Genomic DNA, 12,294 nt, shown 5'->3' with positions numbered 1-12,294 from the left:
GTTGGGCCGTGGGGTGCTCGTGCGCCCCACGCGCAGGGCACAAGCATGAAGAAGCATTCCGGACCCCATCGCGACTTGCGCATTGCCGACCAGATCCAGCGCGATCTGGCCGAGCTGATCCGCGGCCTGAAGGATCCGCGCATCGGCATGTGCACGATCCAGGCGGTGGAGGTCACGCCCGACTATGCGCACGCCAAGGTCTATTTCAGCGTGCTGGTAGGCGACGGCGAGGCCTCGCAAGAGGCGCTGAACCAGTCGGCAGGCTTTCTGCGCAACGGCTTGTTCAAGCGCCTTGCGATCCATACCGTGCCCACGCTGCATTTCATCTACGACCGCACCAGCGAGCGCGCGGCCGACATGAATGCGCTGATCGCGCGCGCCGTGGCTTCGCGCTCCAAAGACGAGGACGCATGACGACGGCTGCCCCTCGCATCCGGGTGCAGCGGCGCCCGGTGCACGGGGTGCTGCTGCTGGACAAACCCCTGGGCCTCTCCAGCAACCAGGCGCTGCAAAAGGCCAAGTGGCTGCTGCGCGCCGAAAAAGCCGGGCACACCGGTACGCTCGACCCCATGGCCAGCGGCGTGCTGCCGCTGTGCTTTGGCGCGGCGACCAAGTTCAGCGCGCTGCAGCTCGACGCGCCCAAGCGCTACCAGGCGCTGGCGCTGCTGGGCGTGACCACGAGCACCGGCGACGCCGAGGGCGAGGTGCTTGCGCGCACGCCGCCCGACCCGAACGCGCTCTCGCCCGAGCATCTGGCCGCGGTTGCGCGCCGGTTCACCGGCCGCATCCGGCAGGTGCCGCCGATGCACAGCGCGCTCAAGAAGGACGGTAAGGCGCTGTACGAATATGCGCGCGCAGGCGTCGAGGTCGAGCGCGCACCGCGCGAGATCGAGATATTTGAGCTGAATATGGCTCCAGCGCCCACCAGTCAAGCGCAAGCAGCTATCAAAATTGATGTGCTGTGCAGCAAGGGCACCTACATTCGCACGCTGGCCGAAGACATCGGCCAGGCCTTGGGCTGCGGCGCGCATCTGATTGCGCTCCGGCGCGTTGAAACCGGCGGCATCGGCCTTGCGCGCTGCATCACGCTGCCTGAGCTTGAAGCCCTGCCCGAGGCCGGGCGCCTGGCGCGGTTGCTGCCCGTCGACGCGTTGCTCGCCGGGCATGCGCGCATCACGCTTCAAGCCGAAGACGCCGGCCGCTTTCTCTCAGGCCTGCGCCGCCGCGGCCCCTGGCCCGATACCAGCGCCGTCGCTGTCTATGGCGAGCAGCCGCCCGCCTTGCTCGGCGTCGGCCACGTCAGCGCGGGCGAACTGATTCCCGACCGGCTGCTCAGCCCCCTCGAAATCCGGCAAATCCTGCAAGAAGAAGCACTGTCATCATGAGCAAGCACATACGCAACATCGCCATCATCGCCCACGTGGACCATGGCAAGACCACCATGGTCGACCAGCTCCTGCGCCAGAGCGGCACCTTCGCCGCGCACGAAAAGGTGCAGGACACCGTCATGGACAACAACGCCATCGAGCGCGAGCGCGGCATCACCATCCTGGCCAAGAACTGCGCGGTGACCTGGCAGGGCACGCACATCAACATCCTCGATACGCCCGGGCACGCCGACTTCGGCGGCGAGGTCGAGCGCGCGCTGTCCATGGTTGACGGCGTGGTGCTCTTGATCGACGCGCAGGAAGGCCCCATGCCGCAGACGCGCTTTGTGACCAAGAAGGCGCTGGCGCTGGGCTTGAAGCCCATCGTCGTGGTCAACAAGGTAGACAAGCCGGGCGCGCGCCCCGACTATGTGGTCAACGCCGCCTTTGACCTGTTCGACAAGCTGGGCGCCACGGACGAGCAGCTCGACTTTCCCGTGGTCTATGCCTCGGGCATCAACGGCTGGAGCTCGCTCACGCAAGGAGCGCCGGGCGAGCAGTGGGGGCCGGACATGGCGCCGCTGTTCGAGACCATCCTGAAGCACGTGCCCTCGGTGCAGGGCGACCCGGCCGCCGCCTTGCAGATGCAGGTCTCGGCGCTGGACTATTCCACCTTCGTCGGGCGCATTGGCGTGGGCCGCATCAACCAGGGCACGCTGCGCGCGGGCCAGGACGTGCTGGTCATGGCCGGGCCGGACGGTGAGGCCTACAAGGCGCGCATCAACCAGATCCACCAGTTCCAGGGGCTAGATCGCGTGCAGGTGAGCGAGGCCGGGCCCGACGAGATCGTGCTGGTCAACGGCATAGAGCACATCGGCATCGGCGAAACCATCACCGACCCCGAAGCGCCGCAACCCCTGCCCATGCTCAAGATCGACGAGCCGACGCTGACGATGAATTTCTGCGTCAACACCAGCCCGCTGGCCGGGCGCGAGGGCAAGTACGTCACCAGCCGCCAGATCTGGGACCGGCTGCAAAAAGAGCTGCGCTCCAACGTCGCGCTGCGCGTCAAGGAAACCAGCGAAGACGGCGTGTTCGAGGTCTCGGGCCGCGGCGAACTGCACCTGACCATCTTGCTGGAGGAAATGCGCCGCGAGGGCTATGAGCTGGCGGTGTCCAAGCCACGCGTGGTGTTTCGCGAGATCGACGGCGAGCGCTGCGAGCCGATCGAGATGGTCACCGCCGACGTGGAAGAAAACCATCAGGGCGGCGTGATGCAGGCGCTGGGCGAGCGCAAGGGCGAACTCGTCAACATGGAAAGCGACGGGCGCGGGCGCGTGCGCCTGGAATACCGCATCCCGGCGCGCGGCCTGATCGGCTTTACCAACGAGTTCCTGAACCTCACGCGCGGCACCGGCCTGATCTCCAACATCTTCGACGGCTACGAGCCCTACAAGGGCGAGATCGGCGGGCGCAAGAACGGCGTGCTGATCAGCATGGACGCGGGCGAGATCTTCACCTACGCGCTGGGCAAGCTCGACGACCGCGGGCGCATGTTCGTCAAGGCGGGCGACCCGGTGTACGAGGGCATGATCGTCGGCATCCACAGCCGCGACAACGACCTCGTCGTCAACGCCACGCGCACCAAGCAGCTGACCAACTTTCGCGTCAGCGGCAAGGAGGACGCGATCAAGGTCACGCCGCCCATCGATCTCACGCTCGAATACGGCGTGGAATTCATCGAGGACGACGAACTCGTCGAGATCACGCCCAAGAGCATCCGCCTCAGAAAGCGCCATTTGAGCGAACACGAGCGCAAGCGTGCCGCGCGCCAGGAGCGCGGCGATTGACCCCCACTTTTTGCAGGAGCAGGCATGCAAGACGCAGAAGTCCTTGTTGAAGTGCGCGGCCAGATCGGCTGCATAACCCTGAACCGCCCCAGGGCGCTCAATGCGCTGTCGCTGGGCATGGTGCGCACCCTGTTTGCCACCTTGCAGGCCTGGGACCAGAACCGGCAGGTGCTTGCCATCGCGATACGCGGCAGCAACAAGGAAGGGCCGTTTGGCGCCTTCTGCGCCGGCGGCGACATCCGCTTTCTGCACCAGGGCGCCACGCAGGGCGACCCGCGGGTAGAAGACTTCTTCACCGAGGAATACATCCTCAACCACCTCACGCACCACCTGTCCAAACCCTACATCGCCTTCATGGACGGTGTGGTCATGGGCGGCGGCATGGGCATCAGCCAGGGCGCGAGCCTGCGCATCGTCACCGAGCGCACCAAGATGGCCATGCCCGAAACCGGCATCGGGCTGTTCCCCGACGTGGGCGGCGGCTACTTCCTTTCGCGCTGCCCCGGGCACGTGGGCGAATGGCTGGCGCTGACCGGCGAAACCATAGGCGCGCAGCAGGCCGTGGCCCTGCATCTGGCCGATGCCATCCTGCCGTCGGAAAAACTGGCCGAGGTCTGGGAGGCACTGGGCCAGCAAAGCTTTGCCGACGGGGCCGCGGTGCAAAGCTGGATTGCTTCTCAAAGTATAGCTGCCAGCGCAGAGCAGGCGGGCGTCAGGGCCGAATTTGACCCATATTTTTCACTGCCCGACGTGCCGGCCATCATCGCCGCGCTGGAAGCTTCTGAAGGCGAGTGGGAGCGCGCCACCGCCGCCACGCTGCGCCAGCGCTCGCCGCTGATGCTGCATGTGGTGCTGGAGCAGATCCGCCGCGCGCGCAGCATGACGCTGGCCGAAGACCTGCGCATGGAGCGCGACCTGGTGCGCCATTGTTTTCACCTGCGCCCGGGCCAGAGCGAAACCCTCGAAGGCATACGCGCCTTGGCCATAGACAAGGACCGCAATCCGCAGTGGAAGCCGGCGCGCATCGAGGAGGTGGACCCGCAACTGGTGCAAGCCTTCTTCGAGAGCCCCTGGCCACAGGCGCTGCACCCGCTGGCGCGCCTGGCTTGAAGCCTGCTGCCGGCAGGCACTTGCCCGCCGTGGCACCATGGCGGGCATGACTGCCGCCGAACAACGCCTTTTCCCCGACTGGGAAGTCTCTCGCTGGTTCAACACCGACACGCCATTGAGCCTGGCCGGCCTGCGCGGCCAGGTGGTGCTGGTTGAAGCCTTTCAAATGCTCTGCCCCGGCTGCGTCAGCCAGGCCTTGCCGCTGGCCGGCAAGGTGCACCAGATGTACGGCAATCAAGGCCTGGCCGTCGTTGGCCTGCACACCGTGTTCGAGCACCACGAGGCGATGCAGCCGCACGCGCTCGAAGCCTTCCTGTACGAATACAAGATCCGCTTTCCCGTCGGCGTGGACCGGCCTCTGGAGCACAGCCCCTTGCCCGCCACCATGCTGCGCTGGCAACTGCAGGGCACGCCCAGCACCTTGCTGATCGACAAGGCCGGGCGCCTGCGCGCCCACCACTTTGGCAGCATCGATGAGCTGGAACTTGGTGTGGTGCTGGGTCGCTTGCTGGCTGAGGACGGCGGCGCAATCCCGGCAAGCGGGTCGCTGGATCACGCGGGCGAGGGCGGTAATTGCAGCCCGGCTGCTTGTCCCGCGCCTCAAGGCTCAACGTGAGATTGGGCGTGGAAAGGGGTTTGGCGGCGAGCAGTCAGCGTGGATTTCCGCTGGATATGGTTTCGCTTTCAAGCGTACCGCAGGGTCGGCCCCTCTTTTTCTACGCTTGTATGCAAAACCGTATGACCGGATTTGTCTTCCTCGCGCTCGACATGCTGCCAGGATTGCCAGCCTTCACGCAGGGCACCAATACGAGTCAGTTGGGCGCAGATTGGTAGCGAGCATGCGCTTCGGCAATCTTCGCAGCGATCTGCCCACGCAGAGCCTTGGGCTCCAGCACTTCCATGCCTGCGCCCTGACTGAGAATCCACCACGTCAGCTGCCAAGTTTCACGCACGCTTGCACTCAGCAGGTGACCCTCCAACACCTGATCTTCTGACAGCGGTGTTTCGGCCAGAATGCGCCGCAATTCATCACTGACCCTCGCCTTCAGGCGTATCGTGTGCTCGCCGCCAAACTGCAAGGCGCCTTGCCGGATGTAGGCGTCTAGCTCAAAGCTCGCAGGCTGACGCGCGGGCTCCTCGGTCAGGGCCGCAGCGTGGATACGGTGCATGGCGTACAACCGCACGTCGTCGTAATCCCAGGCCGTAGCCACCAGATAACTCACTGGCCCCCGATTCACCACACCCAGAGGATGCAGCCGGATGGATATTGGCACCTTGGCATCTTGCCCCTGGTAGCTCACTTCCAACTGGCGTTCCCGCAGCAAACCTTCGTGAACCGCCTCCAGCACTTCGTTTGCCAGCCTGGCAGGCTGCAAGGGCAGAGCGGGCGGCACGGTTGCTACCTTCTTGAGCCAGTCTGCGCTGGGGTTGTTCGACTTTAGTTGGTCCAGCTTCCTGTGTGCCAGATCAAAACGGGGCTGTAGCGCCACGAGCAAGGAGGGCGGCAGCAGCGGTTCCAAGATGTCTTGCACCAGCGCCAGTGACAGCGCCTCGGCCAGCGTCATGGCAGGCATGTCAACGCTCGCCCCCAGCGGCCATTTCCAGCCGTAGGGCGCGCCGCCTTCATTGCACTCCAGATGAAAAGCCTCATACAGCTGCCACAGGTCCCGCTCCACCTGCCGCTTGCTCACCTTGAAACCCAGCGCATTCAGGTTCTGGGTCAATTCCGCAGCCGTCTTGCCCACGCCTCGAGAAGGTAGCAACTTGAGTAGCTCCCATTGGCGGGCGAGGGTCTGACGGGTGGTTTGCGCAGGCATGCAAGGTCAGGAAAAGTAGTTGCCAACGTCCCATTTTGTCGGAACCTGGAACACAATGACAAGTGTGAAAACAAGGCGTGCGGTGCAAGACCGACGTCCGCTCACCTTGCCCTCTAACCTCTTGTGCGGGAGAGCCATGTTCGAGCCCAAACTCCTCGTGGATGAAATCCAATGGATACCGGTACACCAGCGCCGGAGTCACTTCGGTGGCCCCATGCCGCCGCGCAAGCCCGATGTCCGATTGCCTGCTCTGTGGTTGAGACGCAGCGGCAGCGAGCTGTATCTGGTCAACCACAGTGCGGAAACACTCCATGAGGTTTATGCCTCTTCCACCGGTTTCGTTACCCTGGATGACACCACCTCAAGCTGGGCGAGCCAGGGCGTGTGCTACCGCGATGTCCCGCACAATGCAGCAGTGAAGGTCGACGAATACGATGACTTTTACGATCTTGATTATGTTCTGGGCATGCACATTCGCCTGCGCTCGCCCAGTCACCCCGGACTGCAGCTGGAGTGCATCGGAGACAAAGGCGGGATAGAGGAAGCGGTGCTACTCTGGTGCAACGGAGAAGTAGGCAAGGATGCCCGTGCTTCTTGTCTGCCGCCAGCTACCGGAGAAACTGAACGTGATCCGCAACCAGGAGAGGGTTGATCCAGGCGATTGCGAGTGGTATGGGATCTGGATGGCCGGCACGGTGATGCGCCATCAGAGACGACAGCCGAGTCAGGCGAGCCGCAAGCACAGCATTGGATTGGCGAATTGCCAGCTCTTGAGCATGCTCCTTGTTCTTCAACCCTTCGGCCGTCGAGCTCAGCGACTGTCGAATACTGCAGCGGGTCAGCATGGGCCAGCGCGTCACCGTGACTGCGGAGAATCCGAACTGGCGTGTATCGGGCACAGCTTCACCGCTTGTCCTTTAGCGCGTCTTGTGCCTCAGTCAGAGACATGGTTGAGCCAATCGGCCATGGTTCGGGGCCACGAAGTGCGAGCACGGTTGGTTGCCGCCGCTCTGGTGCAGCAAATCCGGGCCTTGCATGTTTGAACATGGATGTTGGAGCAGGCCAGCGGGCGGAAAATGTTGGGCAGTCGTGGTAGTTTGCGGTTGCAGGGGCGACCGTACGGGTGAGGAGAAACCAACAGAAATGTCCATTGCTTTGGACCCGTATGCCATTCAATGAGAACGCCAAGCAACGCAATTTTCAGTTCGCCAGGTTGCCCGCTGGTTGTATTTGAAAAATTAGAGAACACAGTTTTTCTACGGCTTCAGCAGAGTTGTGCGGCAGCGTGCAAAAACTGATTTTTGTGTTTTCGCCAAGGCTCCACGGGCTTTTCTGCTCGGCATTCGGCATATCAGGTTTTTTCGGATCGAAAGGGTAGACCAATAGTCCCCAAGCCGCTCGGTCGGAATGCGGTTGAAAGCTTGCTAAGTAGGTAACCATCTGGTATAGGTCATTACGCTGCGGACCGCTTTGTGAGCTTGCAGAGGGATGGAGAGACTTGTACTTGGCATCAACGATACCTCTAACGTCTGAGCCCCACTGTATGATGCCATCGGGTATCAACGTACCGATAGACTGCTCCAAATCATTGCTGCGGAGCAATTTCTTGTTGGAAAATTTGTCTCGAGTGCCGTGAATTATAGTCAACGGTGCTGCAGCCTTGCGCAAGACACTGAGAACATACATTTCCCACAATTCAGCCACATCCAGGAGAACGCCTTTCGTTTCCTCGTTGGAATCAAGAGAGGTAGCCAGACCTTTTCGATTTGCAATTTGTCTCGACAACTCAGCGACAGGGGCAAAGCCGGCAGTTATCGGTGTGTAGCGAACCCGTTTGAGTTCGGCTTTGGTAGGGACGTGCGGCCGGGTGCCGGTAACTGCCATCAGAGAGGATAATAGTTCCTTTGTGCGAGCGGGCAACCATTTTTCCTCTTGACCTTCAAGCCATCTCCGCAAAACTGTATAAGCGGCAATGATGGCATCGGATGCTGCATGATCCAATGACCGCTCCGATCGGATGGACACAACCTGCCCACAACCTTCAGCAATCGAGCGGATTGATGCAGAGACATCCAGTCGCCCTCTCAGTATTAAGCCTCTCGTGGTGACCTCTCGACGTAGTGCAGGTAGCCCGTGCCGGGCAGCCTCGGCTAAATTGCGCGCCCAAACAGACGCCAAGAGATTAGCGATAAACGATTCGTCCTCACGTAGTTTGCCCAGGGTATCGACCAATTTAACGGACGCAACTTCGGAGATCCAGCCTTTTAGAGCGGGCAGACCAAAGCGTGGCTCAATCTTCAATATGCAGCCCTCAAAAGCAATTGAGCCGACATATCTTCCCGCTTTCCAAATTCCATCCCTATCGCAGTAGACAATGGGTTCGTCTTCATCTCTTTCACCGGAGATGGAAACAACAAGCTCGGCAGCCCTCATATTGGCTGAGAGTCTATGGAGCCAATTAGCTTGTTTTGCTGTTGGCTGGGGATTGAGCGGCGAACAATCCTGGGCGACGAATATCACTTGGACTCCGGCCGTTTGAAGAAAATTTTTGATAGATTTTCCAGCTGACTATTGCGTTCATCTGCGCCCAAACCTGCGAGATATTGCTCGAGCAACGGTTGTAGAGACAGGCGCCACAGTTGTTTAACCGGTTCAAGCGCTTCACCTTGGCGATTCCAGAGGAAATTCTGTTTCCGTGTGTTCTGAATGTCTGATGTGTTCCTCAAGAACTCGGCTACGTCGAGCAGGTAGGTGTGTCCAATCTCGTATTGGGGGCCCAGTAGTGGGCTTTTATGGATTTCATTGTTCAATGCGGTAGCTGTTGCAGCCAAATCGCGAAAATCTGGTTTTACGCGGTCCCATTTGAGAGGCAATCCTAATTCGTTCCATTGGAATTCGACGGCCTTCATGAACGCTTCAGCATCAAATGGACAAGATATCCACAAGAAGCGGCGGCGCAACGCGAAATCGATCTGTTCAACCGACTGGTCAATCAGATTCATTGTGCCAATCACAAACAGATCATCCGGGATGTGCAGTGTCATTGCTGCCCCTTCTTCGTTGCGTGCTGGGAGATCAATTGATTGGTCCCGATCTTCCAGCAAGGAGAAGCATTCGCCGAACATCCTGCTCAGATCCGTCCGATTCATTTCATCGAGGATGAGGATGTGTGGCAAGCGTTCTTCTTTACGCTGTTTTTCGATGTTTTCAATCAGTCGGGGTAGATAACCAGCCCGATATTCTGTTCCCCCCTTGCCTGAAATGTGAAGTGCCCGAATAAAATCTTCGTAACTGTAGGCGGGATGAAGCTGTAGTCTGTGTACATTATTCGCAACTGCGTCCTGAATAGCAGATTCTTTCCTGAAATAATCAGACGCTCCCCACTTCCTCAGAGCTGCAGACCGAATGATGTATTTGGCCAATTCCTTTGCGCGGTAAGTCTTGCCAGTTCCCGGTGGGCCATAAAGGACGATTTGTTTTTTATATTCTATGATTTCCAAAGGTGCGCCCGCAGACGCTCGGTCATCGTCTCCAATCCAGGCCTCCTTCAATGGCGAACAATAAAAATCCAGTTGCTCTCCGGGCCTCAATTTTTCGAGTTCTCTGCGAATTCCAAGGATATCTTTGTCAATATTACCAGATGACTTTGTTATCAATTTTGAAAAGTGGTTGACCAGTCTGTTTTTATGGTTGCTGGTTGCCATGTGTTCAAAGTGTTCAGGAAACACTAGGTGAAGGAGCATGTGCCGTATTAGAACGGAATCTGCATTCTCGATACCGTCCATGAAATCTTGGAATTCCCACGGGTCTTCTGCTTTGCTTTTCTGCTGGGGCTCGTCGAGCTTTTTCCATTCATCAGCAAATTTACTCAAAAATATGATTTCAGTGGGTCTCCGGGTGTTGTACCCCTGACCGCCACTACCAATGCCCGTTGAGAAAGCATCAATCAAATCTCCGGATGTTGGTAGCGATTTTCCGCATAAACCAAGAACAAAATTCACGTTTTCCTGCTTTTTCTCGCCAGTAACATTCGATAAAAACAGGAAGTAGACAGTCAGAATTTCTGCGGTAAGTTTTATTACTTTATCATCTTTGTCTTTTATCTGATCCTGGAGTTTGTCAAGAAATTTTCTGTTACCCTGATCGGGATTTTTTTCAAGAATATAACAGAATTCCTCTAGTGTTCTGTGATTCCATACTTCCTCATTGGAGAATAATAATGATCCATCTTTCAACAAGCAGTTATGCAAGAAATTAGTTGCTATTTTATAAATCTTGTTTGCGTTAGTACCTGTGTGTCGAGCCATTGGTTCACCTGTAAATTGATTTTTGGTTAAGGCTGAACGTTACGATTTCAAAAACAATGCGTGAATTCTTTTCTCTTCCCGAGGGCAATAGTCGACGTCTGACACTCCGCGACTACCTTTTTCATATGTATCGTGATCGATCCTCGGTGTCCAAGCATGGCCCAACTGGCGCCGCAGTCCAGAATACGAAGCCGTTGCCGAACACGCGGCACCCTCCTGACCTGCTCACTGTAACGGGGGCTCAAAGCAATATCTTTGCACAGCCCATGTCTTTCGACTTGGCTAACGGGCTCGGTACAAGGCACGCAGAAGCAGCGGCCCTCGCCATTGCAGCGCTCGCCAGTGTCGAAAGTGATGCACAGACCCGCGGGAAGCATGGCCGAATACTGCGGGTGCTGCTCGGAGAGGCTGAAGAACCGGCTGTTGTCAGCTTCCCATGCGACAGCGGACCTGCTGCAGAAACTGCTCGTAGGTCAACTGATGCGGCGCTGGGGTGCGTCGGCGGGTTTTCTCAAACAGCAAGGCGTGCAGCCAGGGCATCAGATGGTGGATGTCCGGTTCTCCCGGAGAGGGCATGCGGGTCTGCTCAACGGCTCCCCGTTCGCCATCATCGCTGACTTTTTCCTGAGAGTCGTCCAGTTTGTAGACCGCCATGTCTGCGCGGAACACTGGTCCGCCCTCAGCAGCTTCAGGGTGGTGTTGTTCAGGTGCGGTCTGCATGAACTGGACGTAGGTCCAGCCCGATTCTTCGGTAAATAAATCAGGCAGGATGTTTTCGAACAGCATCTCATGCAAGATCAGCATTTGGTCATGGGCGCCGTTCAGGCGCTGCAGACCTTGATCGAGTTTGGCGATCAGCTCGATCAACCCTTTTTCACCCCACCGGTTCTGCAGGCAGCCGGTCTCAAACCAGTCATCGAACACCTGGCAGACGGCATCGCGCAGCGGTAGGCCCGTGCTCAGCAGACGCGCGATGTGCGGCGCCTCAGCTTTGTACTCGTCCTCCATGTTCAGATTCAGGCGGCAGCAAGTGCCCATGGGGTCGAGGTCGTGCAGCATGTGCTCAAGGTGCTTGGCGAGCGGCGAGCGCGTAATGCTGTCTTGTGTTGCGGATAGATTTTCCATGGGACTCCCCGGTGGCAGCCCTTGTTTTTGCCAGCGCCGGGCCGTTGGCCGTGCATGCTTGGCTTGCTCAGGGCGTCTGTTACCGATGAGAGTATTTTGTGGTCTTTTGCGTCAAAATACGTCGCAATCCAACACTTCCCGTGTGTACAGTCCGCTCAACGCTCAACGCTCAACCTCACCGATTGCGCCACCAGGGCGCACACGCAGCGCGTTCCGATCAGCGCACCCAACGCTCAACACTCTTCAGCGCTGGCGGCTCTTCATCGCGCGCTCCACCTCGCGCTTGCCTTCGCGCTCCTTGATGGTGCTGCGCTTGTCGTGCTCGGCCTTGCCCTTGGCCAGCGCAACCTCGCACTTGGCGCGCCCGTCCTTCCAGTAGAGCTTGAGCGGCACCAGGGTGTAGCCCTTTTGCTCCACCTTGCCGATCAGGCGGCGGATCTCGTCCTTGTGCATCAAGAGCTTCTTGGTGCGCGCCGCGTCCGGGCTCACGTGGGTGGAAGCGGTCTTGAGCGGCTGGATCTGGCAGCCGATCAGGAACAGCTCGCCGTTCTTGATGACCACATAGCCCTCGGTCAGCTGCGCCTTTCCTTCGCGCAGCGCCTTGACCTCCCAGCCGTGCAGCACCATGCCGGCCTCGTGGCGTTCCTCGAAGAAGTAGTTGAACGCGGCCTTCTTGTTTTCGGCGATGCGCGGGGACGGTTGGGGTTTCTTGGCCATG

The 12,294-nt window shown here is 59.1% G+C and carries 11 protein-coding genes; 6 read left to right on the top strand and 5 right to left on the bottom strand.

Going from position 1 to position 12,294, the window contains the following annotated elements:
• The first annotated feature begins 45 nt into the window (after positions 1-45).
• The 5 genes from rbfA to KUD94_RS04520 are packed head-to-tail and all read left to right on the top strand — an operon-like array spanning position 46 to position 4,943.
• Positions 46-414: a 30S ribosome-binding factor RbfA gene (rbfA, locus tag KUD94_RS04540; protein ID WP_218238619.1), complete on the top strand. Its 369-nt coding sequence runs from the start codon at positions 46-48 to the stop codon at positions 412-414.
• Positions 411-1,385 (top strand): tRNA pseudouridine(55) synthase TruB, encoded by a 975-nt coding sequence (gene truB / locus KUD94_RS04535; RefSeq protein ID WP_218238618.1) that lies wholly within the window; start codon positions 411-413, stop codon positions 1,383-1,385. Before rbfA ends, truB begins: the two co-directional genes overlap by 4 nt.
• Entirely contained in the window at positions 1,382-3,217 is a 1,836-nt protein-coding gene (gene typA, locus KUD94_RS04530) for a translational GTPase TypA (RefSeq protein ID WP_218238617.1), read from the top strand. Before truB ends, typA begins: the two co-directional genes overlap by 4 nt.
• A gap of 24 nt (positions 3,218-3,241) precedes the next feature.
• A complete protein-coding gene (locus tag KUD94_RS04525; RefSeq protein ID WP_218238616.1) occupies positions 3,242-4,327 on the top strand; it encodes an enoyl-CoA hydratase/isomerase family protein in 1,086 nt (361 codons plus the stop codon).
• Positions 4,328-4,373: 46 nt separating this feature from the next.
• The gene (locus KUD94_RS04520; protein ID WP_218238615.1) at positions 4,374-4,943 is read left to right on the top strand and encodes a redoxin domain-containing protein; all 570 of its coding nucleotides are present in this window, start codon (positions 4,374-4,376) and stop codon (positions 4,941-4,943) included.
• A gap of 196 nt (positions 4,944-5,139) precedes the next feature.
• On the opposite strand, the gene KUD94_RS04515 is transcribed toward KUD94_RS04520, so the two are convergent.
• Positions 5,140-6,144 carry a YafY family protein gene (locus KUD94_RS04515; RefSeq protein ID WP_218238614.1) on the bottom strand — a complete coding sequence of 335 codons (1,005 nt, stop codon included), beginning with the start codon at positions 6,142-6,144 and terminating at the stop codon, positions 5,140-5,142.
• Positions 6,145-6,280: 136 nt separating this feature from the next.
• Between KUD94_RS04515 and KUD94_RS04510 the strand changes: the two genes are divergently transcribed.
• Positions 6,281-6,796: a hypothetical protein gene (locus KUD94_RS04510; RefSeq protein ID WP_218238613.1), complete on the top strand. Its 516-nt coding sequence runs from the start codon at positions 6,281-6,283 to the stop codon at positions 6,794-6,796.
• A gap of 548 nt (positions 6,797-7,344) precedes the next feature.
• On the opposite strand, the gene KUD94_RS04505 is transcribed toward KUD94_RS04510, so the two are convergent.
• The 4 genes from KUD94_RS04505 to smpB form a co-directional block, all read right to left on the bottom strand.
• Positions 7,345-8,664, bottom strand: a complete 1,320-nt coding sequence (locus tag KUD94_RS04505) for an McrC family protein (RefSeq protein WP_218238612.1) — start codon at positions 8,662-8,664, stop codon at positions 7,345-7,347.
• Entirely contained in the window at positions 8,661-10,451 is a 1,791-nt protein-coding gene (locus tag KUD94_RS04500; protein WP_218238611.1) for an AAA family ATPase, read from the bottom strand. The genes KUD94_RS04505 and KUD94_RS04500 overlap by 4 nt, the downstream gene beginning before the upstream one ends.
• 426 nt (positions 10,452-10,877) lie before the next feature.
• Positions 10,878-11,576, bottom strand: coding sequence for a hypothetical protein (locus KUD94_RS04495; protein ID WP_218238610.1), 699 nt, complete (start codon positions 11,574-11,576; stop codon positions 10,878-10,880).
• A gap of 243 nt (positions 11,577-11,819) precedes the next feature.
• Positions 11,820-12,293 carry an SsrA-binding protein SmpB gene (smpB, locus tag KUD94_RS04490; RefSeq protein WP_218238609.1) on the bottom strand — a complete coding sequence of 158 codons (474 nt, stop codon included), beginning with the start codon at positions 12,291-12,293 and terminating at the stop codon, positions 11,820-11,822.
• Between the last annotated feature and the right edge of the window lies 1 nt (position 12,294).

It is taken from the genome of Comamonas sp. NLF-1-9 (assembly GCF_019195435.1).
In the GTDB taxonomy this organism is placed as follows: domain Bacteria; phylum Pseudomonadota; class Gammaproteobacteria; order Burkholderiales; family Burkholderiaceae_C; genus Comamonas_C.
This window is presented reverse-complemented; position numbering and strand designations above follow the sequence as displayed.

Bases quoted from the DNA above. Each gene is read 5' to 3' on its own strand.
- rbfA (WP_218238619.1), top strand. From the start codon at position 46: ATGAAGAAGCATTCCGGACCCCATCGCGACTTGCGCATTGCCGACCAG.
- truB (WP_218238618.1), top strand. From the start codon at position 411: ATGACGACGGCTGCCCCTCGCATCCGGGTGCAGCGGCGCCCGGTGCAC.
- typA (WP_218238617.1), top strand. From the start codon at position 1,382: ATGAGCAAGCACATACGCAACATCGCCATCATCGCCCACGTGGACCAT.
- KUD94_RS04525 (WP_218238616.1), top strand. From the start codon at position 3,242: ATGCAAGACGCAGAAGTCCTTGTTGAAGTGCGCGGCCAGATCGGCTGC.
- KUD94_RS04520 (WP_218238615.1), top strand. From the start codon at position 4,374: ATGACTGCCGCCGAACAACGCCTTTTCCCCGACTGGGAAGTCTCTCGC.
- KUD94_RS04515 (WP_218238614.1), bottom strand. From the start codon at position 6,144: ATGCCTGCGCAAACCACCCGTCAGACCCTCGCCCGCCAATGGGAGCTA.
- KUD94_RS04510 (WP_218238613.1), top strand. From the start codon at position 6,281: ATGTTCGAGCCCAAACTCCTCGTGGATGAAATCCAATGGATACCGGTA.
- KUD94_RS04500 (WP_218238611.1), bottom strand. From the start codon at position 10,451: ATGGCTCGACACACAGGTACTAACGCAAACAAGATTTATAAAATAGCA.
- KUD94_RS04495 (WP_218238610.1), bottom strand. From the start codon at position 11,576: ATGGAAAATCTATCCGCAACACAAGACAGCATTACGCGCTCGCCGCTC.
- smpB (WP_218238609.1), bottom strand. From the start codon at position 12,293: ATGGCCAAGAAACCCCAACCGTCCCCGCGCATCGCCGAAAACAAGAAG.